Source organism: Streptomyces sp. NPDC007901 (assembly GCF_042959465.1).
In the GTDB taxonomy this organism is placed as follows: Bacteria; Actinomycetota; Actinomycetes; order Streptomycetales; family Streptomycetaceae; genus Streptomyces.
Genome location: NZ_JBIBKW010000001.1, coordinates 787,231 through 809,744, shown reverse-complemented (window position 1 = coordinate 809,744; position 22,514 = coordinate 787,231). Strand labels below are relative to the sequence as shown.

Below are 22,514 nucleotides of genomic sequence, written 5' to 3'. Positions count from 1 at the left end.
CCTCCCACCGCCCCCGCGGGCCCCACCGGTTGTACGGGGCACCCGCCTCCCGGGCCCCACCTGGCGCACCGCTACAGTTCTCGATCACATGACCGGCACAGGAACGCCACAGGGAACTGCCCTTCCCCGTCCGCGCGTTCCCGGGCGCGCGTTCCCGTGCGCGGCCGACCGATCCTCCGGGGGAGCACCATGAGACGCAGCATCTTCCTGACGGCGGCCACCGCGACCGCGCTGTCCGCCTCGCTGTTCACGGGGCTCGCCCCGGCCCACGCGGACGGCGCCGCCGGCGGCCCCGTGCTGACCGTCGCCGACGGCTGGTACAGCCAGCCGGGCATGCTCTTCGTGACGGCGCACTCCGACAGCCCGATCACCCGTATCACGGCCCACTTCACCGCAGTGGACGCGCCGGACGGGGCACCGGAGGCCGGATCGACCGAGGACTTCACCCAGTACCTGGGGCAGGACGCCCGGTCCGGTACCTGGCGGGCGCCGGTCCACCTGGCGGACCTCGGCGACTACCGGGTGACCGTCGACCTCCAGGACGCCTCCGGGGCCACCGTCGCCGGTGTCGTCTCCCCGTACCCCCTGGAGTACCGGACCACCGTCACGATCCCCGACCTGACCGCGACCCCGAGCGTGCCGGACTACCTGCACCAGGAGGTCACCGTCGGCGGCACCGTGGTGGCCAAGGACCCCCGGGACCCGGACGCCCCCGAGCCCACCGCGGGGACGACCGTCGCCGTCGACACCGGTCACGGCCGGCTGACCGCGACCGCCGGCGCCGACGGCCGCTTCACCACCGCCTTCGTGCCCACCGCACCGTACGTCCAGTTCTCCGCCGCGCCGCAGGCCTCCAGCGCCCACCCGGGGGCGGTCGACGTGCCGACGTCACCGCAGTACCTGCACACCACGCAGGCACCGGTCCGCTTCACGGCCAGCACCCACGCCCTGGACCTGAAGCAGGGCACCACCGGGACCGTCACCGGCCGCGCGGAGATCCAGACCACCGCCGGCTGGCAGCCGCTGCCGCACACCGCGATCACACTGCAGGGCGACGGGGTCGTGGCCGGCGAGACCACCACCGACAGCCACGGCTCCTACACGCTGCACGTCTCCTCGGAGAACCCGGCCCCGGACGCCGAACTCTTCGCCGGGGCCGACGGCCTGCCCTTTCAGCAGCTCGCCGCCGAGCCCTTCAGCCTGCATGTCGCCTACACCACCGAGACCGACATGGGCGCGTTCCTGAACGACGACGGGTCCCTGAAGGCCTCCGGGTACGTCCTCTTCGAGGACGCGCGCGCGAAGTGGCCCGCCAGGCCCACCGTCACCCTGCAGTACTCCCAGGACGGCAGGACCGGCTGGAAGAACGCCGCGACCGTTCCCTTCACGGTCCGCCACAACAAGCCGCTGATGGACGAGACGTTCGCCCGCACCCTCACCGCGCCGGACACCGACGCCTACTGGCGGGCCCGCTTCGACGGCAACCCCGACCTGGCGACCAGCACCAGCAAGCCCGTCCACCTCTACCGCTACGCCACCCGCGTCACCGGCTTCCACGTCTCCCCCGACCCGGTCCGCAAGGGGCACCCGGTCACCTTCGGCGGCACCCTCCAGTACAAGAAGGGCACCACCTGGAAGCCCCTGGCCAAGGGCACGCCCTCCCTCTACTTCAAGCCCCGCGGCTCCCGCACCTACCGTCTCGTCACCGACCTGGCCACCGACCGTCACGGCCACCTCCTCGGCAGCGTCACCGCCGACCGCGACGGCACCTGGGCCATCGCCCTCGACCGCCAGACCGGGGACCACTACCTCAACAGCGCCAGGGTCACGGACTACGTCGACGTCCGCTGAGGGACCGCCGACGCGCGGGGTCACGACAGGAACGACTCAGCGGCCCCTCGCCTGCCGTCCGCCGCTCACCGCTCACCGCTCACCGCGACCAAGCGGCCAGCAGATCGCCGGGGCCGTAGGCGGCATCGAGCCCCGGACAGTCGACCCCGCTGCGCGAGACCGCCACGACCGGAACGGGTTCTCCGGTCAGGGCGGCCCGGTGCCGGTGGAGCGCCGCCAGGTCGTGTCGGTCGAAGGGCGACCGCTCCAGCCACTTGATGGAGCCGACGAAGAACAACTCCTGGGCGACGGGGGCGCGGTCGGCCCCGACGACATCGATCTCGACATCGTTGGTGCGGGTCCAGTAACCGCCCACCGCGGGGGCCGCGGGCAGCCGGTCGTCGGGCAGCATCCGCGCCAGGGCCTCCCGGACGAGGGGCTCGACGGCTCTGCCGCGCCAGCTGGTCCAGTGCTCCCGGATGCGTGCCAGGGTCAGATCGCCCCGCCCCCGTTCGATCTCCTCCATGGACGGGCCGAGCAGGTGCAGCCAGAACCTCAGATAGGGATCCGTCACCCGGTAGCGGCGGTCCTTCGACGGCCGCAGCGACACGGGCAGCTCCGCGGCGACGATCCGCTTCTCCGTGAGCAGCTCCAGCGCTCGCTGCAGGGGCGTGGCCCCGATTCCGCCGGCCGCCCGGGCGATGTTGGTGAAGGTCCGCTCGCCGCTGCCGATGGCCGCCAGCACCGTACGCGCCTGGGCCTGCGGAGGGAACTCGGCGGCCAGCGAGCGCTCGGCCGACACCAGCAGGGCCGAGACCGGGTCGCTCAGCGCCTCGTCGAGGAAGTCCCACAGCCCCGCACCTCGCGGCCACTCCGCGCAGATCAGCGGCAGCCCGCCGGTGACCAGCGCGGCGTCGAAGGCCTCCGCCGGTTCCAGCCCGAGCATCTCCCCCACCTCGGCGGGGTTCAGCGGTCCCAGCACCATCTCCCGGCCGCGCTGGTGGAACGGGCGCCCGTAGCTGTTCAGGGCCTCCATCATCGACAGATCCGAGCCGATGAGAACCAGCAGCACCGGCTTGGTCTCCAGCAGCCGATCCCAGGCCCGTTGCAGCATCCCCTCGAAGGCGCCCTCGGCATCCATCAGGTACGGCACCTCGTCGATGACCAGCACGCTCGCCCGGTCGGCGGGCAGCGCCGCGGCCAGCACATCGAACGCGGCATCCCAGCTCTCCGGCCGCGCGGCGGCCACGAGCCGCGCCATCGGCAGCGTCGACGCCTGAGCGTCCCTGGCGAGCCGCGCGAGATCATCCCCGAGGGACGCACCGGTCGCCGCATAGAAGAGGAACGGCGCCCCCGAGCGCTCCGCGAACCGCTCCACCAGCCGCGACTTGCCCACACGTCGCCGCCCACGCAACATCACGCACCGACCGGGCCGCTCCCCGCCGACCCCTGCCGCCACCTTCCGCAGCTCCCGCTCCAAGATCGCCAGCTCCTGGCGACGCCCCACGAAGTCCACCATGGCCGCCCACCTCCACGCATGACACTAACGTCAATGTTAGCAACAATGACGTTAGTAGGTACCCCTGTCCCGCGAGCCCGCACGGGAACAGGCCAGGGGTCCGACCTCGAACGGTCGGACCCCTGCTGACCTGCGTAGGTGAGGCGACGACTACACGTTGAAGCGGAACTCCACCACGTCCCCGTCCTGCATGACGTAGTCCTTGCCCTCCATGCGCGCCTTGCCCTTGGCGCGGGCCTCGGCGACGGAGCCGGTTTCGACGAGGTCGGCGAAGGAGATGACCTCGGCCTTGATGAAGCCCTTCTGGAAGTCGGTGTGGATGACGCCGGCGGCCTCGGGGGCGGTGGCGCCCTTCTTGATGGTCCAGGCGCGGGATTCCTTGGGGCCGGCCGTGAGGTAGGTCTGCAGGCCGAGGGTGTCGAAGCCGACGCGGGCAAGGGTGGCGAGGCCGGGCTCCTCGGCGCCGACGGACTCCAGGAGTTCGAGGGCGTCCGCCTCGTCGAGCTCGGCGAGGTCCTGCTCCAGCTTGGCGTTGAGGAAGATCGCCTCGGCGGGGGCGACCAGGGCGCGCTGCTCGGCCTTGAAGGTGTCGTCGGTCAGCTCGTCCTCGTCGACGTTGAAGACGTAGAGGAAGGGCTTGGTGGTGAGCAGGTGCAGGTCGTGGAGGAGCTCGGCGCGGTCCGAGCCCTGGAGGATGCCCTGGGAGAACAGGGTGTCGCCCTTCTCCAGGATCTCCTTGGCCTCCTCGACGGCCTTGACCTTGGGCGCCACGTCCTTCTTGATGCGCGACTCCTTCTGGAGGCGCGGCAGGACCTTCTCGATGGTCTGGAGGTCGGCGAGGATCAGCTCGGTGTTGATCGTCTCGATGTCGTCCTTCGGCGAGACCTTGCCGTCGACGTGCACGACGTTCTCGTCCTTGAAGGCACGGATGACCTGGCAGATCGCGTCGGACTCACGGATGTTCGCGAGGAACTTGTTGCCCAGGCCCTCACCCTCGGAGGCACCGCGGACGATGCCCGCGATGTCGACGAAGTCGACCGTGGCGGGGAGGATCCGCTGCGAGGCGAAGATCTCGGCCAGCTTGGTCAGACGGGCGTCGGGGACGCCGACCACACCCACGTTGGGCTCGATCGTGGCGAACGGGTAGTTGGCCGCCAGCACGTCGTTCTTGGTCAGGGCGTTGAACAGGGTCGACTTGCCGACATTGGGCAGGCCGACGATTCCGATCGTGAGCGACACGTTGCGACTTCCCGTAGTGAGTGGGTGAGTGAGCCGGGGGGCTGCCAGTGCCGGCGGGCCGGCCGATCCACCAGTTTACGGGGTTCGGGGCCCCGGGCCGGCGGCCGCGTCGAACACCTGGACAGGCTCTGCTCTTCGGCTTGGTTTCGGCGTGTCCGGGTCGCGATTGGGCACATTAACCGACCTAAGTTGGTCCGGTGGAGCATCACAGGACCCGACCCCGACAGCACGGCCCACGCCGTGGCGCCCCCCGGGCGCCGCTGCCACCGCAGGCCAGACGGCGGCCGGCGACGGCCGAGCGCCGGCCCGCCGGGGGAAGGTCCCGCACCGCGCCGGCGGAAGGTCCGAAGAGGCTGCCGAACCCACGGCTCACGGGGCTCGGCTGCGGCCTGTTCTGCCTGGCCGCGATGTTCCTGCTCGGTTTCCTGGACGACCTGCTCTTCGGCGCGTCCCTGACGGTGTACGGCGTACTGTTCCTGCCGGTGTGCGCGCTGACCGCGCTGTGGGTGCGCGGGGGCGATCTGCTGACCGCCCCCGTCGTCGTCCCGATCGCCTTCGCCGCCGGCCTGCTGACCGTCTCCGACGGCGGCGGAGGCTTCCTCGGCGGCCTGATGGGCCTGGTGACGGCCCTGTCCACACAGGCCGGCTGGCTCTACGGCGGAACGCTGATCGCCGGGGTGATCGTCATCGTCCGCCGGATCCGGCTGATCCGACGCCGACGCCGGTTCAGGGGCTGACCGGCGGTCCGCCGGACGGGCCGGACGGGCCGGACGGGCTAGGACGCGTGGTGCGCCGCGCGCATCGCCGCGCCCACGATCCCGGCGTTGTTCTGCAGCTGCGCCGGCACGATCTCGGCCTTGATGCCCTTGATGTACGGGAGGAACTTGTCGGCCTTGCGGCTCACCCCGCCGCCGATGATGAACAGGTTCGGGGTGAACAGCATCTCGACGTGGGCCAGGTACTTGTTGACCCGGTGGGCCCAGTGCTCCCAGCTCAGGTCCTCGTCCTCCTTGGCCTTGCTGGAGGCCTTCTTCTCCGCGTCGTGGCCGTCCAGCTCCAGGTGGCCCAGCTCGGTGTTGGGGACCAGCTCGCCATCGACGAACAGGGCGCTGCCGATGCCGGTGCCGAAGGTGAGGAGGAGGACGACGCCCTTGCGGCCCCGGCCGGCGCCGAACTCCACCTCGGCCACCCCGGCCGCGTCCGCGTCGTTGACCACGGTCACCGGGAGACCGCCGAGCCGCTCGCTGAACAGCGTCCGCGCGTCGGTGTCGATCCAGCTCTTGTCGACGTTCGCCGCCGTACGGATGTGCGTGCCGTCGCTGATCACCCCCGGGAAGGTGAGGCCGACCGGGCCGCTCCACCCGAAGTGGTCGACGACCTGCTTGACCCCGTCGGCGACGCCGTCGGGCGTCGCCGGATGCGGGGTGAGCACCTTGCACCGCTCCTGGGCCAGGTCGCCCTTGTCCAGGTCCACGGGAGCGCCCTTGATCCCGGAACCACCGATGTCCACACCGAAGATCTGCATGGCTCCACGTTACGTCGTACGACTGACAGTCACGACGCCGGACGGCCCGCGGTCACACCGTCGTACGACCGGCCCTCACGCCCCGGCGCCGCTGCCGCCGCGCTCGGCGACCAGAGTGGCCGCCTCTTCGCGCAGGTCACGGCGGAGTTCCTTGGGCAGCGAGAAGGTGATGGACTCCTCGGCCGCCTTGACGATCTCGACATCCCCGTAGCCGCGCCCGGCGAGCCACTCCAGGACCTCCTCGACCAGGACCTCCGGGACGGAGGCACCGGAGGTGACGCCGACCGTGGTGACGCCCTCCAGCCAGGCCTCGTCGATCTCGCCGGCGAAGTCGACCAGGTAGGCGGCGCGGGAGCCGGCCAGCTTGGCGACCTCGACGAGCCGCTTGGAGTTGGAGGAGTTGCGGGAGCCGACCACGATGACGAGTTCGGCCTCGGCGCCCATCTGCTTCACGGCGAGCTGACGGTTCTGCGTGGCGTAGCAGATGTCGTCGCTGGGCGGGGAGATGAGCTGGGGGAACTTCTCCTTGAGGGCGTCGACCGTCTCCATGGTCTCGTCGACGGAGAGGGTGGTCTGGGAGAGCCAGACGACCTTGGACTCGTCGCGGACCTCGACCTTGGCGACGTCCGCGGGGCCGTCGACCAGCTGGATGTGGTCGGGGGCCTCGCCGGAGGTGCCGATGACCTCCTCGTGGCCCTCGTGCCCGATCAGGAGGATGTCGTAGTCCTCGCCCGCGAAGCGGACGGCTTCCTTGTGGACCTTGGTGACCAGCGGGCAGGTGGCGTCGATGGTGGCGAGCCGGCCGCGTGCGGCCTCGTCGTGGACGACGGGGGCGACGCCGTGCGCGGAGAACATCACGATGTTCCCCGGCGGGACCTCCTCGGTCCGCTCGACGAAGATCGCGCCCTTCTTCTCCAGGGTCTGCACGACGTACTTGTTGTGGACGATCTCGTGCCGGACATAGATCGGGGCCCCGTACTGCTCCAGGGCCTTCTCGACGGCGATCACGGCGCGGTCCACACCCGCGCAGTAGCCACGGGGGGCGGCGAGCAGGACACGGCGGCCAGGCGAAGCAGTCATGGCACCCATCGTAAGGCCGCGTTCGGGGGGTCGAAGATCGCGTCCGGGTGACGATCCCGGGGAGACCGGCGGAAGAACGGACGAGCGGGAGACATACGGCCGCGGGACGGTGCCGGTGGCGCTGCGGGGGTTGCCGGGCAGCCGACCTGGGCGCGGGCAGTTGAGCTGGGCGGGAGGGCGGGTGCTGTCAGTCGGCGCCGTTACGCTCGCCGCATGGCTTTGAACACGTCCGCCGAGACCCCTGTCCCCGTCGGTGAGATCTCCCGGCTGATCGGCGGGTGGATCGACCGGCTCGGGGCCGTCTGGGTCGAGGGGCAGATCACCCAGCTGTCGCGGCGGCCGGGGGCCGGGGTGGTGTTCCTGACCCTGCGGGATCCGTCGTACGACATCTCGATCGGCGTCACCTGTTTCCGGCAGGTGTTCGACACCGTGGCCGATGTGGTCGGGGAGGGCGCCCGGGTCGTCGTACACGCGAAGCCGGAGTGGTACGCGCCGCGCGGACAGCTGTCGTTGCGGGCGGTCGAGATACGGCCCGTCGGGGTCGGGGAGTTGCTGGCGCGGCTGGAGCAGCTCAAGAAGACGCTGGCCGCGGAGGGGCTGTTCGCCGCCGGGCGGAAGAAGCCGTTGCCGTTCCTTCCGCAGCTGATCGGGCTGGTGTGCGGGCGGGCCTCGGCCGCCGAGCGGGACGTCCTGGAGAACGCCCGGCACCGGTGGCCGGCGGTGCGGTTCGAGGTGCGGAACGTGCCGGTGCAGGGCGTGCACGCCGTGCCGCAGGTCGTGCAGGCCGTCAAGGAGCTCGACGCGATCGAGGAGGTGGATGTGATCATCGTCGCGCGCGGGGGCGGCAGCGTGGAGGATCTGCTGCCGTTCTCGGACGAGCAGTTGGTGCGGGCGGTCGCCGAGTGCCGTACGCCCGTGGTGTCCGCCATCGGGCACGAGCCGGACACCCCGCTGCTCGACTACGTCGCCGACCTGCGCGCCTCCACCCCCACCGACGCCGCCAAGAAGGTCGTGCCGGATGTCGGGGAGGAGCTGGAGCGGGTGCGGATGCTGCGGGACCGGGCCCGGCGGTGTGTCGACGGGCTCGTGGCGCGGGAGGAGCGGGGGCTGGCGCATACGCTCGCGCGTCCGGCCATGGAGGACCCGCACCGGATGGTCGACGAGCGGGCCGATCACATCGCCTCGCTGGTCGACCGTTCCCGGCGCACCGTCGGGCACCTGCTCGACCGCGCCGACTCCGAGCTGACGCACACGCACGCGCGCGTGGTGGCCCTCTCCCCCGCGGCCACGCTGCAGCGCGGGTACGCCGTGCTGCAGAAGGACGACGGCCAGGTGGTGCGGGACCCGGCGGACGCGGCACCGGGCGAGGCCCTGCGGGCACGGGTCGCCGAGGGTGAGTTCACGGTGCGGGTCGATGGCTAGAGCGATGTCCCGGGCGTTGTCGTACGGGCGGATCAGAAAGGCAAGTGCATGAGCGGCAGGACCGAGGAAGCGCTCTCCTACGAGCAGGCTCGGGACGAGTTGATCGAGGTCGTACGGCGGCTGGAGGCCGGCGGGACGAGCCTGGAGGAGTCCCTCGCGCTGTGGGAGCGGGGCGAGGAGCTGGCGAAGGTGTGCCGGCGGTGGCTGGAGGGTGCGCGGGCCCGGCTGGACGCCGCGCTGGCCGAGGAAGAGGGGGAGGAAGAGACCGCCGAGGAGGAGTGAACGGGCGGGCGAATGTGAAGTGGATCACCACGCCCCGCTTTTTGTTGAAACTTGAACCTTCCTCGCGTACGGTGATGCCGTCAGCCTATCCGGACCGCGGTCCGGTACGGATCGGACGTCACCCCCCGAGGAAGTTCCGCAATGTCTCTCGTCCTTGACCCCACCGCCCAGGACCTGCTGTTCCGCGAGGCCCGCACCGCGAACACCTTCACCGACGAGCCGGTGACCGACGAGCAGGTCCAGGCGATCTACGACCTGGTCAAGTTCGGCCCGACCTCCATGAACCAGTCGCCGCTGCGCGTCACCCTGGTCCGCTCCCCCGAGGCCCGTGAGCGCCTGGTGCGGCACATGGCCGAGGGCAACCAGAAGAAGACCGCCACCGCCCCGCTGGTCGCGATCCTGTCCGCGGACAACGAGTTCCACGAGGAGCTGCCGGCCCTCTTCCCGCACTTCCCGCAGGCGAAGGACGCCGTCTTCGGCGACCGCGCGGTGCGCGAGGGCAGCGCCGCCCTGAACGCCACCCTGCAGGCCGCCTACTTCATCATCGGCGTCCGCGCCGCCGGTCTCGCCGCCGGTCCGATGACCGGCCTCGACCTCGCGGGCGTCCAGAAGGAGTTCCTGGACGACGACCACGCCCCGCTGATGGTCGTCAACATCGGCAAGCCGGGCCCGGACGCCTGGTTCCCGCGCTCCCCGCGACTGGACTACGACGACGTCATCACGACCGTCTGAGTCACGCCCCTGACCTGACGCGAGAGGCCCCCGGCAACGGCGCCGGGGGCCTCTCGCGTCAGGTCAGGGGCGTCAGGACATCTTCAGCGCCGCGGCCATCTTCGTCAGCTGGGTGAAGGAGGCGGTGCCGGCCACCACCGTCGTGGAGCCGGGGGTGCCGTCCAGCACCAGGGCGTCGTAGCGGCCGCCGGTGTAGTGCGTCCAGGTGCGGTCGCCGATCTTCTCGGTCTTCTTCGTGGCCGTCGCGCCCTGGCTGGCGTCGGTGATGAAGTCCGCGGGCTTCTGAGTGGACTGCTCGATCTGGACGTACTGACCGTCGGGGGTCTGGTAGCCGAGGTGCCAGCGGTCGCCGTCCTCGCCCTGGAAACGGACCGAGGTGGCCTTCCAGTCGGCGGACAGGCCCTCCGGCGCGGCCACCGGATAGCTCGCCGCGCGCCGTGCCGTCAGCAGCTCGACCCGGTAGTCGACGCGCTGGATGTCGGGAGCGTGATCGTCGTGCGGGACGAGCAGGTAGATGAAGCCCGCCGCGAGACCGATCAGGGCCAGGGAGAGAATCATGTCCCGGACCGTCTTCTGCTTGCCGTTCGTGCCTGCCACGCCCCCTATCGTCGCAGGTGCCCCTTGCGCTCATCCGTGGGGTCCCCTGCTCATTTTGTCAGCCTGACGATAGAGTCGACGGGAAACCCTCATCCGGCCGTCGTCGTATCAGAAAGGTGCGCTCCGATGACCGAGAATCATCATCACCTGCCGTCCGAACTCGATGTCCCCTCCGAGGCCCCCGACCGCAACCTCGCCCTGGAGCTCGTCCGGGTGACCGAAGCCGCCGCGATGGCGGCGGGTCGCTGGGTGGGCCGCGGCGACAAGAACGGCGCCGACGGCGCCGCCGTGCGCGCCATGCGAACCCTCGTCTCCACCGTGTCGATGAACGGCGTGGTCGTCATCGGCGAGGGCGAGAAGGACGAAGCACCGATGCTCTTCAACGGGGAGCACGTCGGTGACGGCACCGGGCCCGAGGTCGACATCGCCGTCGACCCGATCGACGGGACGACGCTGACCGCGAAGGGCATGCCCAACGCGATCTCCGTGCTGGCCGCGGCCGAGCGCGGGGCCATGTTCGACCCGTCCGCCGTGTTCTACATGGACAAGCTGGTCACGGGCCCGGACGCGGCGGACTTCGTCGACATCAACGCGCCCATCTCCGTCAACATCCGCCGGGTCGCCAAGGCGAAGCGGTCCTCGCCGGAGGGCGTGACCGTGGTCATCCTCGACCGGCCGCGGCACGAAGGGATCATCAAGGAGATCCGGGAGGCCGGGGCCCGCATCAAGCTGATCTCCGACGGTGACGTCGCCGGCTCGATCTACGCGCTGCGCGAGGGCACGGGCGTCGACATGCTGCTCGGCATCGGCGGCACGCCCGAGGGCATCATCTCGGCCTGCGCGGTGAAGTGCCTGGGCGGGACCATCCAGGGCAAGCTGTGGCCCAAGGACGACGCGGAGCGGCAGCGGGCGATCGACGCCGGGCACGACCTGGACCGGGTGCTGACCACCGAGGACCTGGTGACCGGGGAGAACGTCTTCTTCGTCGCGACGGGGATCACCGACGGAGAGCTGCTGCGCGGGGTGCGGTACCGGTCGGAGACCGCGCTCACCGAGTCGATCGTGATGCGGTCGAAGTCGGGGACGGTGCGGCGGATCGACTCCGAGCATCGGCTGCGCAAGCTGCGGGCGTACAGCACGATCGATTTCGACAAGGCGAAGTAGGGCTGCGGCGCCTTCGGGGGAGGGGCTGCCGGTGCGTCGGCGACTGCGGGTGTGCGGTGGCTGGTCGCGCCCGCGCGGCGGCAGCCGCAGATCGACACGGCCCCGCGCCCCCAAGGGGCGCGTTGGCCCTCTGCGGAATTCAAAAGGCGCCCTCTGTGCGGAGAGGGCGCCTTTTGTCAGCCTGCTTGGGGTATGCGGTTTGCTGCCGTCGCTCGTGCTGCCTTTTTGAGTTCCATGTCGCGGCGCCTGCGGCGGGCGAGGACCACGCGGCGCTCGGCTGCCGTGAGGCCGCCCCAGACGCCGTAGGGCTCGGGCTGGAGCAGCGCGTGTTCGCGGCACTCGACCATCACCGGGCAGCGGGCGCAGACCCGCTTGGCCGCCTCCTCCCGGGACAGCCGGGCGGCGGTGGGCTCCTTGGAGGGTGCGAAGAACAGGCCTGCCTCGTCGCGCCGGCACACCGCCTCGGTGTGCCAGGGTGCGTCTTGGTCCCTGTCCCGCACCGGCACCCGCTGGGCCGGAACGGCAGCGACCTGCAGGGACGAATGCGGCGGTTGCAGCACGGTCTACTCCTGACGACGGCTTCGCGAGCGAGAGACGATGCAGCAAGGCCTACCCGCTGTGCGCGGGCCTATGCACAGCGTCCCCAACGGCCGTCGTGCGGCGGCTTGTTCACACCCCCGGGCGCCGCTCGCCGTGGAGGGATTCGCGACCGTCAACGGTCCAGGTGTTTGCGCAACTTCCTGTCGACCTTGTCCTGCACCCGCTCCAGGATGTCCTCGATGAGCTTCCCGCGCTTCGGCCGCGCCTCCACGTTGCCGAGGACGGCCCAGCCGTCGACGTAGACGACCGGGGCGTCGGGGTCGACCGAGTCCAGGGTGTCCGCCTCGAAGTTGCCCAGCACCCCGCCGCCGGTGCCGCGCAGCGACACGTTCTCCGGGACGCGGATCTGGACGTCGCCGAAGACCGAGACGGCCTTGATGACGACCTGCTGGTACTCGAAGATCGCCTCGGTGAGGTCGAGCTCGATCGAGCCGAAGACGGCGTACGCGTGCAGCCGGCGGCCGGCCCGCCAGCGGCCGCGGCGGCGTGCGCTGCTGAACACGGCCACCACGTTGCTGTCCGCCTCGACGGGGATGGCGCCGGGCGTCGGCCGGGGCGGGACCGGGGTGTAGGCCGGGCCGGCCGGGCCGGCGTGGGCCGCGGGCAGGTCCCGTATGAAGACCTCCAGCTCGCCCACCGTCTTTGCGTTCAGCACCCCCTCCACGCGCTCGGCGTGCTCGTCGGCGGTCAGGCGCCCCTCGGCGAGGGCCTCGCGCAGGATGTCGGCGATACGGTCACGGTCGGCGTCCGAGGCGCGCAACTCGGCCACCGGCGCTCCGGCACGCTCCTGAAGGGTCTGCTTCTGAAGGTCCACGGCAGCAGAGTACCGAAACGCGATAGATCGCGACTACCCCTCGTCGCGACCTGTGGAAAACCGGTGCGGTTCTCGAACTGAGCCTTACCTCACAGGCTCTCCGTCAGCGGCAGGTTCTACGCTGGTGAGCGCCCGCCAGCGTCGGCGGGCGGCCGTCCGTCAGAGTGAGGAATGGGCTGAGATGCCTGAGTTCGCGTATACCGATCTGCTCCCCCAGGGCGAGGACACCACCCCGTACCGGCTGGTGACCTCGGAGGGTGTGTCCACCGTCGAGGGACCGGACGGGCGGACGTTCCTCAAGGTGGAGCCGGAGGCACTGCGCAAGCTCGCCGAGGAGGCGATCCACGACATCCAGCACTACCTGCGGCCCGCCCACCTCGCCCAGCTGCGCCGGATCATCGACGACCCGGAGGCGTCGAGCAACGACAAGTTCGTCGCGCTCGACCTGCTGAAGAACGCGAACATCGCGGCGGCGGGTGTGCTGCCGATGTGCCAGGACACCGGCACCGCGATCGTCATGGGCAAGCGCGGGCAGAACGTGCTGACCGAGGGCGGCGACGAGGCGGCGCTGAGCCGCGGCATCTACGACGCGTACCTGAACCTCAACCTGCGCTACTCGCAGATGGCTCCGCTCACCATGTGGGAGGAGAAGAACACCGGGTCGAACCTGCCGGCCCAGGTCGAGCTGTACGCCACCGACGGCGGCGCCTACAAGTTCCTCTTCATGGCGAAGGGCGGCGGCTCCGCCAACAAGTCCTTCCTCTACCAGGAGACGAAGGCGGTCCTCAACGAGGCCTCCATGATGAAGTTCCTGGAGGAGAAGATCCGTTCGCTCGGTACGGCGGCCTGCCCGCCGTACCACCTGGCGATCGTCGTCGGCGGTACGAGCGCCGAGTACGCGCTGAAGACCGCCAAGTACGCCTCCGCGCACTACCTGGACGAGATCCCGGCCGAGGGCTCGGAGCTCGGGCACGGCTTCCGGGACAAGGACCTGGAGCAGAAGGTCTTCGAGCTGACGCAGAAGATCGGGATCGGCGCGCAGTTCGGCGGCAAGTACTTCTGCCACGACGTGCGGGTGGTGCGGCTGCCGCGGCACGGCGCGTCCTGTCCCGTCGCCATCGCGGTCTCCTGCTCCGCCGACCGCCAGGCCGTCGCGAAGATCACCGCCGAGGGCGTCTTCCTGGAGCAGCTGGAGCGGGACCCCGCGCGGTTCCTCCCCGAGACCACCGACGAGCACCTGTCCGACGAGGACGTGGTGCGGATCGACCTCAACCAGCCGATGGACGACATCCTCGCCGAGCTGACCAAGTATCCGGTGAAGACCCGGCTCTCCCTCACCGGTCCGCTGGTCGTGGCCCGTGACATCGCGCACGCCAAGATCAAGGAGCGCCTCGACGCGGGCGAGGAGATGCCGCAGTACCTGAAGGACCACCCGGTGTACTACGCCGGTCCGGCGAAGACCCCCGAGGGCTACGCCTCGGGTTCCTTCGGCCCGACGACCGCCGGCCGTATGGACTCCTACGTCGAGCAGTTCCAGGCCGCCGGCGGCTCCAAGGTGATGCTCGCCAAGGGCAACCGCAGCAAGCAGGTCACCGACGCGTGCGACGCGCACGGCGGCTTCTACCTCGGCTCCATCGGCGGGCCGGCCGCCCGGCTCGCCCAGGACTGCATCAAGAAGGTCGAGGTCGTCGAGTACGAGGAGCTCGGCATGGAGGCGGTCTGGAAGATCGAGGTCGAGGACTTCCCGGCGTTCGTCGTCGTCGACGACAAGGGCAACGACTTCTTCCAGGACCCGGCGCCCGCGCCGACGTTCACGACGATTCCGGTCCGGGGACCCGGGCTGGCGTAGTGCCTCGGGTGCGGCGGGGAGCGGATCTCGCCCCCGCCGCCCCTACCCGTCCCGTCACCAGGGGGCCGCGCCCCCTTCGCCCCCGCCTGCGCACCGTCCTGGGGGCTGGATGGTGCCGTCGCGCCTCAGTGAGGGACGCAGCCGAACCAGTTCACCGTGTCGCCGTCGGCGGTGTAGCCCATGCATCGGATGGTCCGGTCGTGCAGCTTCTCGGTGCGGTCGACCGGGCCGGCGAGGTAGTCCGTCTTGTGGTGGGCCTCCACGAGATCGTCGACCTCGACGCGGTACCAGCGGCGCTCGCCGGACGGCAGGCTGCAGCCGTGGCCGGTCATGTTGCGGCTGGGGTCGCCGCTCCAGACGGGGCGTTCGGCGCGGTCGCAGTGGGCCCGGTGGGCACCGCCCGCTGCGCCTGCGGTGCCGGCTCCCGCACCCAGCAGGGTCGCCGTGCCTATGGACACCGCCGCGATGGCGCCGAGCAGACCCTTGGGAGTGAAGTTCATCGGTTGGTCCTCCTGCCAGCCGTGGTGACGGCGGGAGTCGCCGAGCCACCTTGGGTCGATATTCACATTTGTCCGTGATGTACCGCCCGGCGGGCGGGGGCGCGGTCCCCCGACCCGGTGACGTCGGTGGTGCCAATGGGCCCACGGTCCGGAACAACCGCCGCGCCCCGATCGCTGACAAGGGCATGAGCGACTACCGCATCGAACACGACTCCATGGGCGAGGTCCGGGTCCCCGCCCACGCCAAGTGGCGGGCCCAGACGCAGCGGGCCGTCGAGAACTTCCCCGTATCCGGGCAGCGGATCGAGCGCGCGCACATCGAGGCGCTGGCCCGGATCAAGGGGGCGGCGGCCAAGGTGAACGCCGAGCTGGGGGTGGTCGACAAGGACCTGGCCCAAGCGATCGAGGAGGCGGCGGCCGAGGTGGCCGAGGGGCGCTGGGACGACCAGTTCCCCGTGGACGTCTTCCAGACGGGCTCCGGGACCTCCTCGAACATGAACACCAACGAGGTTCTCGCGACGCTCGCGACCGAGCGGCTCGGGCGGGACGTCCACCCGAACGACCACGTCAACGCCTCGCAGTCGTCGAACGACGTGTTCCCGTCGTCGATCCACATCGCCGCCACCGCCGCCGTGACCCGGGACCTGATCCCGGCCCTCGAACACCTCGCCGACGCGCTCACCAGGAAGTCCGAGGAGTTCGCCGACGTCGTGAAGTCCGGGCGGACCCATCTGATGGACGCCACTCCGGTGACCCTGGGACAGGAGTTCGGTGGGTACGCCGCGCAGGTGCGGTACGGGGTGGAGCGGCTGCGGGCCTCGCTGCCCCGGCTCGCCGAGCTGCCGCTGGGCGGCACCGCCGTCGGGACCGGGATCAACACCCCGCCCGGCTTCTCCGCCGCCGTGATCGAGGAGGTCGCCCGGGCCACCGGGCTGCCGTTCACCGAGGCCCGCGACCACTTCGAGGCGCAGGGCGCCCGGGACGGGATCGTGGAGACCAGCGGGCAGCTGCGGACCATCGCGGTCGGCCTGACGAAGATCGCCAACGATCTGCGCTGGATGGCCTCGGGACCGCGCACCGGGCTCGCCGAGATCGCCCTGCCGGATCTGCAGCCGGGGTCCTCGATCATGCCGGGCAAGGTCAACCCGGTCATTCCCGAGGCGGTGTTGATGGTGGCCGCGCAGGTGATCGGAAACGACCAGACCATCGCCGTGGCCGGGGCGGCCGGCAACTTCGAGCTCAACGTGATGCTTCCGGTCATCGGCAAGAACGTGCTGGAGTCCGTCCGGCTGCTCGCCAACGTGTCGCGGCTGCTCGCCGACCGGACCGTGGACGGGATCACCGCGAACCGGGAGCGGGCCCGGGAGTACGCCGAGTCCTCGCCGTCCGTGGTCACGCCGCTCAACAAGTACATCGGGTACGAGGAGGCCGCCAAGGTGGCCAAGAAGGCGCTGGCGGAACGTAGGACGATCCGTGAGGTCGTCCTCGACGGCGGGTACGTCGAGCGGGGCGACCTGACCGTTCGGCAGCTGGACGAGGCGCTGGATGTCCTGCGGATGACGCGGCCGTAACCGGGTACGAACGTTTCGCGCCGCCCGGCCAGAACCGTGACGTCCGCCGCAGCGTCGTATGCCTGTGGCACCTAATATCTGTGCATGGCAGACGGTGGAGCGGTGAGACGCGTGACGCGCGGGGAAACGGGCGGTGCGACCGGGAACGGGACCGGCTTCTGGGCTCCGGGCAGCCGGATCCTGTGGCGGTACCGGGAGAACGCCGGGCCCGGCTTCCACATCGCGCGCCCCGTCACCGTCGTCCGGGACGACGAGGAGCTGCTCGCCGTCTGGCTGGCCCCCGGCACCGAGTGCGTCCGGCCCGTGCTCGCCGACGGCTCGTCTGTCGGTGAGGAGCCGCTGGAGTCCCGCTACACCAAGCCCCGGACCGTCACCCGCGGCCACTGGCACGGCACGGGCGTGCTGAAGCTGGCCCGGCCCGGTCAGCCCTGGTCGGTGTGGCTGTTCTGGGAGCCGGGCTGGCGGTTCAAGAACTGGTACGTCAATCTTGAGCAGCCGCTCGTTCGTTGGGGCGGCGGAGTGGACTCGGAGGACCACTTCCTGGACATCTCCGTGCACCCGGACCGCAGTTGGCGCTGGCTCGACGAGGACGAGTTCGCGCAGGCCCAGCGGGACGGCCTGATGGACGCTCAGACGGCCGAAACGGTACGGGCGGCGGGCCCCTGGCCGCGGTCTCCGCCGTACGGGCCTGGGAGCCGCCCTTCTCGGACGGCTGGCAGCACTGGCGCCCGGACCCGTCCTGGGCGGTACCGTCACTGCCGGAGGACTGGGACCGTACGCCCGCGCACGTGTCCTCATGAGACCCTTGATGCGCCCCCGGTCCACAACCGTAGGATCGTCCTCCGCAAGGAAGCGTGAGCACAACTCCCGGATCATGCGCCGGGCTTGACCGAACGTCACCGAGGGGCGGCAGGACGTGAGCGAGGGGTACGAGGGCAGCACGGGCGAACGGCGCGCGGGCCGCAGATCGTTCGCCGGTGGCACAGGAACAGCCTCCAGCCACGCCGGAATTCCGTTCCTGGGGCACCTAATCCGGGTATCGGGACTTCGGCGGGACCATCTGCGCGCGCGGCGCGCAGCCCCGGACGGACGGATTCGACTCGCGTGACGGAGCACCCCACCTCCTACGAGCGCCCACAGCCGGGCGCCGACCCCGCTCAGGCCCGCGGGGCGCTCCTGCGTTCCTCGCAGCCACCACCACAGGGACAGACCCAGGCGCAGTCCCCGCCGCTCGGTGCCGCCGGCTTACCGGCGCAGGCCCGTGCGGGCGAGACGCCCTCCGGTCCCGGTACCAGTACGTCCAAGGAGCACTCCGTCAACGGCCCCGAGCACGCCCAGCCCACCAGCGCTGAGCCCGATCCACACCGGCCGCGCCCCACCCCGGAGGGCATCCCCCCGCAGCCCGGCGCCGAGCCGGAGCGGGCGGTGGGCCCCCAGGAGCGCCGCAGCGGACGCGGGCTGCCGCCCGGCCGGCCGATGCCGATGCGGCGGGACGGCGACCGGCTGCGGTTCGTGGGCGCCGCGACCCGGCGGATCGCCCGGGGCATCGATCTCGACGAGATCGTGATGGGGCTGTGCCGGGCGACCGTGCCGACCTTCTCGGACGCGATCCTGGTCTATCTGCGCGACCCGCTGCCGGTCGGCGACGAACGGCCCGTCGGTCCGGTGGTGCTGCGACTGCGCCGCACCGACCGGATCCCGGAGGAGCGGGACACCGAGGGCGGCTTCCCGCCGCTGCCGGTGCCGGAACCGGATCCGGCCGACATCGGCCTGGCCGCGCTCACCGCGGAGCTGTGCGAGGTACGGCCGGGCGGCGCCCTGAACGAGGTGCTGCGGGGCGTACGGCCGGTCTTCGCCGACTCCCCCGCCGCGCGCGCCGCCCTCCCCGAACTCCTCGGCGAGGGCAACGAGTCGCTCGTACCGGGCGCCCAGCACGCGATCCTCGCCCCGCTGCGCGGCCGCCGCCGGGTGATCGGCGCGGCGCTGTTCCTGCGCCGCCCGGAGCGGCTCGCGTTCGAGGCCGACGATCTCCTCGTCGCCGCCCAGCTGGCCACGCACAGCGCGCTGGGCATCGACAAGGCGGTGCTGTACGGCCGGGAGGCCTACATCGCCGACGAGCTGCAGCGCACCATGCTGCCGGAGAACCTGCCGAGCGCCACGGGTGTGCGGCTGGCCTCGCGCTATCTGCCGGCCGCGGAGACCGCGCGGGTCGGCGGTGACTGGTACGACGCGATCCCGCTGCCGGGGAGCCGGGTGGCGCTGGTCGTGGGCGATGTCATGGGGCACTCGATGACCTCGGCCGCGATCATGGGGCAGCTGCGGACCACCGCGCAGACGCTGGCCGGGCTCGACCTGCCGCCGCAGGAGGTGCTGCACCACCTCGACGAGCAGGCCCAGCGGCTCGGTTCCGACCGGATGGCGACCTGCCTGTACGCCGTCTACGACCCGGTGGCGCACCGCATCACCATCGCCAACGCCGGGCATCCGCCGCCGGTGCTGCTGCACCTGGGCGGGCGTGCCGAGGTGCTGCGGGTGCCCGCGGGGGCGCCGATCGGGGTCGGCGGGGTCGACTTCGAGGCGGTGGAGCTGGACGCGCCGGCCGGGGCGACGCTGCTGCTGTACACCGACGGTCTGGTGGAGTCCCGGCTGCGGGACGTGTGGACCGGCATAGAGCAGCTGCGGGAGAAGCTCGCCGCGACGGCCCAGCTGACCGGGCCGGATCATCCGCCGCCGCTCGAAGCGCTGTGCGACGAGGTGCTCGACATGCTCGGGCCGGGTGACCGCGACGACGACATCGCGCTGCTCGCGGCCCGGTTCGACGGGATCGCGCCGAGCGACGTCGCGTACTGGTTCCTGGAGCCGGAGGACGCGGCGCCGGGCCGGGCCCGGCGCCTCGCGCGGCGGGCGCTGGCCCGCTGGGGGCTGGAGGAACTCTCCGACCCCGTCGAGCTCCTGGTCAGCGAAGTGGTCACCAACGCGGTGCGGTACGCCTCGCGGCCGGTGACGTTGCGGTTGCTGCGGACCGACGTACTGCGGTGCGAGGTGGGTGACGACGTGCCCCAGTTGCCGCGGCTGCGGCAGGCACGGGCGACGGACGAGGGCGGCCGGGGCCTGTACCTCGTCAACAGACTGGCCAGACGGTGGGGAGCGACCCGGCTCAGCACCGGGAAGGTCGTCTGGTTCGAGCTGAACAGATAGCGCCGCAGGGCTTCAGGTCGTCGGGGAGCTGCGGACCGGCTGTGGCTGGTCGCGCAGTTCCCGGGCCCGACGAAGCACCCGATGGCCCCGTCTCGGGACATCGGGTGCCGGTCGTTCGTTACTGGCCGTCCGCCGGGTCCAGCGGGTTGTCGGTGATGTCGCCGGTCGGGGTCTCCACCGGGGTGGAGGGGGCGGTGGTGGTCGGCGTCGCGGACTTGGTCGGGCTCTGGCTCGGGGTCTGCGACGGGGTCTGGGACGGGGTCGCGGACTTGGTCGGCGTCTGGCTCGGAGTCTCGGACGGGGTCTCCGACGGGGTGGAGCTGTACGTCGGGGTCGCCGTCGGCTTGACCGCCGCGCCCAGCGTGGTGTTCAGGTCGAACTTCTGCTTCTTCGTGACGCCGAAGGTGTACGCCGCCCAGATCTGTGCCGGGTAACCGCCACCGTTGATCCGGCCGGTGCCGGGGATCAGACCCGTGGCGCCGGTCAGCGAGACCTGGTTGTGGGTCTTGGCGTCCTCGCCGAACAGGCCGACCGAGGTGACCAGGTCCGGCGTGTAACCGGTGAACCAGGCCGACCTGTTGTAGTCGGAGGTACCCGTCTTGCCGGCCACCTGCTGGCCCTTGCGCAGCGGGTTCTGGGCCACCGAGAGCTTGGCCGTACCGTCGTCGACCACACCGGTGAGCACCGAGGTCACCTGGTCGGCCGTGGTGCGGCTGATGACCTGGCCGCCGATCGGGTTCGGCAGGTCGACCTTCTTGCCGGTCTTCTCCGCCGACGCGAGGATCGACGGGGTCACCTTCGCCCCGTGGTTGTCGAGCGTGGCGTACACCCCGGCCATCTCCAGCGGGCTCGCGCCCATGGTGCCCAGGGTCATCGCGGGCACCGCCTGGAGGTCGGAGGTGTCCAGGCCGAGGTCGTCGGCGGTCTTCAGCACGTTCTTCATGCCGACGTCCACGCCCATCTGCGCGAACACCGAGTTGACGGACTTGTTCATCGCCGTCTGCACGGTGATGTTGCCGTAGTCGGCGTCGTCCTCGTTCGGCGGTGCGAAGGCGATGTCGCTGCCCTTGACCGCGCGGCCGCTGGTGCCGTCGTAGATCGTGTTGGCGTTGATCGCCTTGCCGCCCTGCGTCTCGGCGTTCTGGTCGACCGCGGCGGCGAGGATGATCGGCTTGAAGGTGGACGCCGGCTGGTAGTCGGCGCGGGTCGCGTTGTTCGTGTAGTGCTTGTAGTAGTCGACACCGCCGTAGAGGGCGACGATCTTGCCGGTCTTGGGGTCGACGGAGACGGCGCCCGCCTGGACGTTCTTGTCGACCTTGCGCTTCTTGCCGTCGAGCTTGCTGGTGAGCTGGCTCTTGACGGCCGCCTCCAGCTTGGTCTGCTTCTTCGGGTCGATGTTCAGGGTGATCGTCCAGCCCTGGTCGACGACCAGGGCCTCCGCCTCGGACCTGGTGATGCCCTGGGCCTTCATCAGCTGGTTCTCCAGCTGGGTGTTGGCCAGTTCGACCAGGTAGCCCTTCTGGCCCTCCAGACCGGAGGCGGCCTTCGGGGCCTTGGGGATCGGGAACTTCATGTCGTCCCGCTTGGACTTGTCGAGCCAGCCCTGGCCGACCATGTTGTCCAGGACGTAGTTCCAGCGCTGCTGCACCAGCTTCTTGCCGATGGGCCCGGCCACCGCCCAGTCGTACTGGCTCGGCGCCTGCAGCAGCGCGGCCAGATAGGCGCCCTGCTGGACGTTGAGGTCCTGGGCGTCGACGCGGTAGTAGGCCTGGGCGGCGGCCTGGATGCCGTAGGCGCCCCGGCCGTAGTAGCTGGTGTTGATGTAGCCGGCGAGGATGTCGTCCTTGGACTTCTCGCGGTCCACCTTCAGCGAGATGACCAGTTCCTTCAGCTTGCGCGTGACGGTCTGGTCCTGGTCGAGGTAGTAGTTCTTGACGTACTGCTGGGTGATCGTCGAACCGCCCTGGGTGCCGCGGCCCCGCACGGTGTTGTAGAGGCCGCGGGCCATGCCCTTCAGGTCGATGCCGTTGTCGTTGTAGAAGGTCTTGTTCTCCGCCGCGACGAAGGTGTGCTGGACCTCCTTCGGGACCTTGGAGAGGTCCACGATCTCGCGGTTGACGGTGCCCTTGCGGGCGAGGACCGAGCCGTCGCTGTACTTGTAGACGTTGCTCTGGGTCTGCGCGAGCGCGTTGCCCTCGGGGACGCCCACCATCACGTACAGCAGGATGAACGCGCCGATGCCCAGCAGACAGCAGGCGAAGAAGGCACCGAGCATCTTCTTCCAGGTGAACAGCCTGCGTATGCGGCCCCGGACGGGCTTGCCGTCCTTGCCGACCTTGCCGCTCTTCCCGTCCTTGCCGGGCTTCTTCGCGGCGGCCCGGCGGCGCTCCGCGCGGGTGCCGCCCTCGGCCTCCGGCGACTCGACCACCGTGGTGGTGCCGCCCGCCGTCGCCGGCGTCTCGGGCTCGGGCTGCTGCGACGGGCGGCGCCGGGGCGGCGCGGCGCGGCGGCCGCCACGCTGTCGCGCTCTTCTCTCTTCCGCTCGTCCCATGAGTCCGTCTGCTCCGCTTCGTCTCGGCTGTCACACGTGTG

Annotated in this window: 18 protein-coding genes and 1 pseudogene; 10 read left to right on the top strand and 9 right to left on the bottom strand. The window is 70.8% G+C overall.

Translation table 11 applies throughout. The annotated features are described in order from the left end of the window. The first annotated feature begins 189 nt into the window (after positions 1-189). The gene (locus tag ACFZDK_RS03930) at positions 190-1,851 is read left to right on the top strand and encodes a hypothetical protein (protein WP_390969456.1); all 1,662 of its coding nucleotides are present in this window, start codon (positions 190-192) and stop codon (positions 1,849-1,851) included. Between the two features lie 79 nt (positions 1,852-1,930). Here the strand turns inward: ACFZDK_RS03930 and ACFZDK_RS03925 are convergent, their stop codons facing one another. Together ACFZDK_RS03925 and ychF are read right to left on the bottom strand one after the other, a co-directional pair. Continuing rightward, positions 1,931-3,349: a DUF234 domain-containing protein gene (locus tag ACFZDK_RS03925; RefSeq protein WP_390969454.1), complete on the bottom strand. Its 1,419-nt coding sequence runs from the start codon at positions 3,347-3,349 to the stop codon at positions 1,931-1,933. A gap of 150 nt (positions 3,350-3,499) precedes the next feature. Then, positions 3,500-4,588: a redox-regulated ATPase YchF gene (gene ychF / locus ACFZDK_RS03920; RefSeq protein WP_390969452.1), complete on the bottom strand. Its 1,089-nt coding sequence runs from the start codon at positions 4,586-4,588 to the stop codon at positions 3,500-3,502. A 407-nt stretch (positions 4,589-4,995) separates the two neighbouring features. On the opposite strand from ychF, the gene ACFZDK_RS03915 reads away from it, so the two are divergent. Then, on the top strand, positions 4,996-5,325 hold the full coding sequence (locus tag ACFZDK_RS03915) for a DUF6542 domain-containing protein (protein WP_390969449.1): 330 nt from the start codon (positions 4,996-4,998) through the stop codon (positions 5,323-5,325). Positions 5,326-5,363: 38 nt separating this feature from the next. Here ACFZDK_RS03915 and ppgK read toward each other — a convergent pair whose 3' ends face one another. Together ppgK and ACFZDK_RS03905 are read right to left on the bottom strand one after the other, a co-directional pair. Then, a complete protein-coding gene (gene ppgK, locus ACFZDK_RS03910; protein ID WP_390969448.1) occupies positions 5,364-6,113 on the bottom strand; it encodes a polyphosphate--glucose phosphotransferase in 750 nt (249 codons plus the stop codon). 75 nt (positions 6,114-6,188) lie between these two features. After that, complete coding sequence (locus ACFZDK_RS03905; protein WP_390969446.1) at positions 6,189-7,202, bottom strand: 4-hydroxy-3-methylbut-2-enyl diphosphate reductase; 1,014 nt, start codon at positions 7,200-7,202, stop codon at positions 6,189-6,191. 204 nt (positions 7,203-7,406) lie between these two features. On the opposite strand from ACFZDK_RS03905, the gene xseA reads away from it, so the two are divergent. The 3 genes from xseA (at position 7,407) to ACFZDK_RS03890 (ending at position 9,629) form a co-directional block, all read left to right on the top strand. After that, a complete protein-coding gene (gene xseA, locus ACFZDK_RS03900) occupies positions 7,407-8,615 on the top strand; it encodes an exodeoxyribonuclease VII large subunit (protein WP_390969444.1) in 1,209 nt (402 codons plus the stop codon). Between the two features lie 48 nt (positions 8,616-8,663). Continuing rightward, the gene (locus ACFZDK_RS03895; RefSeq protein WP_390969442.1) at positions 8,664-8,897 is read left to right on the top strand and encodes an exodeoxyribonuclease VII small subunit; all 234 of its coding nucleotides are present in this window, start codon (positions 8,664-8,666) and stop codon (positions 8,895-8,897) included. Between the two features lie 141 nt (positions 8,898-9,038). Continuing rightward, a complete protein-coding gene (locus ACFZDK_RS03890) occupies positions 9,039-9,629 on the top strand; it encodes a malonic semialdehyde reductase (protein WP_390969440.1) in 591 nt (196 codons plus the stop codon). A gap of 72 nt (positions 9,630-9,701) precedes the next feature. On the opposite strand, the gene ACFZDK_RS03885 is transcribed toward ACFZDK_RS03890, so the two are convergent. Next, positions 9,702-10,226, bottom strand: a complete 525-nt coding sequence (locus tag ACFZDK_RS03885; protein WP_390969438.1) for a DUF4245 family protein — start codon at positions 10,224-10,226, stop codon at positions 9,702-9,704. Positions 10,227-10,352: 126 nt separating this feature from the next. Between ACFZDK_RS03885 and glpX the strand changes: the two genes are divergently transcribed. After that, positions 10,353-11,390 (top strand): class II fructose-bisphosphatase, encoded by a 1,038-nt coding sequence (gene glpX / locus ACFZDK_RS03880; RefSeq protein ID WP_390969436.1) that lies wholly within the window; start codon positions 10,353-10,355, stop codon positions 11,388-11,390. A 176-nt stretch (positions 11,391-11,566) separates the two neighbouring features. Here the strand turns inward: glpX and ACFZDK_RS03875 are convergent, their stop codons facing one another. Next, complete coding sequence (locus ACFZDK_RS03875; RefSeq protein ID WP_355718226.1) at positions 11,567-11,950, bottom strand: WhiB family transcriptional regulator; 384 nt, start codon at positions 11,948-11,950, stop codon at positions 11,567-11,569. Positions 11,951-12,102: 152 nt separating this feature from the next. Beyond that, entirely contained in the window at positions 12,103-12,804 is a 702-nt protein-coding gene (locus tag ACFZDK_RS03870) for a DUF1707 domain-containing protein (protein WP_390969433.1), read from the bottom strand. Between the two features lie 181 nt (positions 12,805-12,985). On the opposite strand from ACFZDK_RS03870, the gene ACFZDK_RS03865 reads away from it, so the two are divergent. Continuing rightward, positions 12,986-14,653 carry a FumA C-terminus/TtdB family hydratase beta subunit gene (locus ACFZDK_RS03865; protein ID WP_390969431.1) on the top strand — a complete coding sequence of 556 codons (1,668 nt, stop codon included), beginning with the start codon at positions 12,986-12,988 and terminating at the stop codon, positions 14,651-14,653. A gap of 125 nt (positions 14,654-14,778) precedes the next feature. Here the strand turns inward: ACFZDK_RS03865 and ACFZDK_RS03860 are convergent, their stop codons facing one another. After that, positions 14,779-15,153, bottom strand: a complete 375-nt coding sequence (locus tag ACFZDK_RS03860; RefSeq protein WP_390969430.1) for a hypothetical protein — start codon at positions 15,151-15,153, stop codon at positions 14,779-14,781. A gap of 185 nt (positions 15,154-15,338) precedes the next feature. On the opposite strand from ACFZDK_RS03860, the gene ACFZDK_RS03855 reads away from it, so the two are divergent. From ACFZDK_RS03855 to ACFZDK_RS03845, 3 genes and pseudogenes are all read left to right on the top strand, one after another. Beyond that, complete coding sequence (locus ACFZDK_RS03855; protein WP_390969428.1) at positions 15,339-16,724, top strand: aspartate ammonia-lyase; 1,386 nt, start codon at positions 15,339-15,341, stop codon at positions 16,722-16,724. A gap of 84 nt (positions 16,725-16,808) precedes the next feature. Continuing rightward, positions 16,809-17,524, top strand: a pseudogene (locus ACFZDK_RS03850) (DUF402 domain-containing protein). A gap of 304 nt (positions 17,525-17,828) precedes the next feature. After that, positions 17,829-19,922, top strand: a complete 2,094-nt coding sequence (locus tag ACFZDK_RS03845) for a SpoIIE family protein phosphatase (RefSeq protein ID WP_390969426.1) — start codon at positions 17,829-17,831, stop codon at positions 19,920-19,922. Positions 19,923-20,040: 118 nt separating this feature from the next. Here the strand turns inward: ACFZDK_RS03845 and ACFZDK_RS03840 are convergent, their stop codons facing one another. Beyond that, on the bottom strand, positions 20,041-22,473 hold the full coding sequence (locus tag ACFZDK_RS03840; RefSeq protein ID WP_390969424.1) for a transglycosylase domain-containing protein: 2,433 nt from the start codon (positions 22,471-22,473) through the stop codon (positions 20,041-20,043). Positions 22,474-22,514 lie beyond the last annotated feature (41 nt).

Excerpts from the sequence above, each read along its gene's own strand:
- ACFZDK_RS03895 (WP_390969442.1), top strand. The coding sequence starts at position 8,664 with ATGAGCGGCAGGACCGAGGAAGCGCTCTCCTACGAGCAGGCTCGGGAC.
- ACFZDK_RS03905 (WP_390969446.1), bottom strand. The coding sequence starts at position 7,202 with ATGGGTGCCATGACTGCTTCGCCTGGCCGCCGTGTCCTGCTCGCCGCC.
- ACFZDK_RS03890 (WP_390969440.1), top strand. The coding sequence starts at position 9,039 with ATGTCTCTCGTCCTTGACCCCACCGCCCAGGACCTGCTGTTCCGCGAG.
- ACFZDK_RS03925 (WP_390969454.1), bottom strand. The coding sequence starts at position 3,349 with ATGGTGGACTTCGTGGGGCGTCGCCAGGAGCTGGCGATCTTGGAGCGG.
- ppgK (WP_390969448.1), bottom strand. The coding sequence starts at position 6,113 with ATGCAGATCTTCGGTGTGGACATCGGTGGTTCCGGGATCAAGGGCGCT.
- ACFZDK_RS03915 (WP_390969449.1), top strand. The coding sequence starts at position 4,996 with ATGTTCCTGCTCGGTTTCCTGGACGACCTGCTCTTCGGCGCGTCCCTG.
- ACFZDK_RS03865 (WP_390969431.1), top strand. The coding sequence starts at position 12,986 with ATGCCTGAGTTCGCGTATACCGATCTGCTCCCCCAGGGCGAGGACACC.
- ACFZDK_RS03930 (WP_390969456.1), top strand. The coding sequence starts at position 190 with ATGAGACGCAGCATCTTCCTGACGGCGGCCACCGCGACCGCGCTGTCC.
- ACFZDK_RS03840 (WP_390969424.1), bottom strand. The coding sequence starts at position 22,473 with ATGGGACGAGCGGAAGAGAGAAGAGCGCGACAGCGTGGCGGCCGCCGC.
- glpX (WP_390969436.1), top strand. The coding sequence starts at position 10,353 with ATGACCGAGAATCATCATCACCTGCCGTCCGAACTCGATGTCCCCTCC.
- ACFZDK_RS03855 (WP_390969428.1), top strand. The coding sequence starts at position 15,339 with ATGAGCGACTACCGCATCGAACACGACTCCATGGGCGAGGTCCGGGTC.
- ACFZDK_RS03860 (WP_390969430.1), bottom strand. The coding sequence starts at position 15,153 with ATGAACTTCACTCCCAAGGGTCTGCTCGGCGCCATCGCGGCGGTGTCC.
- xseA (WP_390969444.1), top strand. The coding sequence starts at position 7,407 with ATGGCTTTGAACACGTCCGCCGAGACCCCTGTCCCCGTCGGTGAGATC.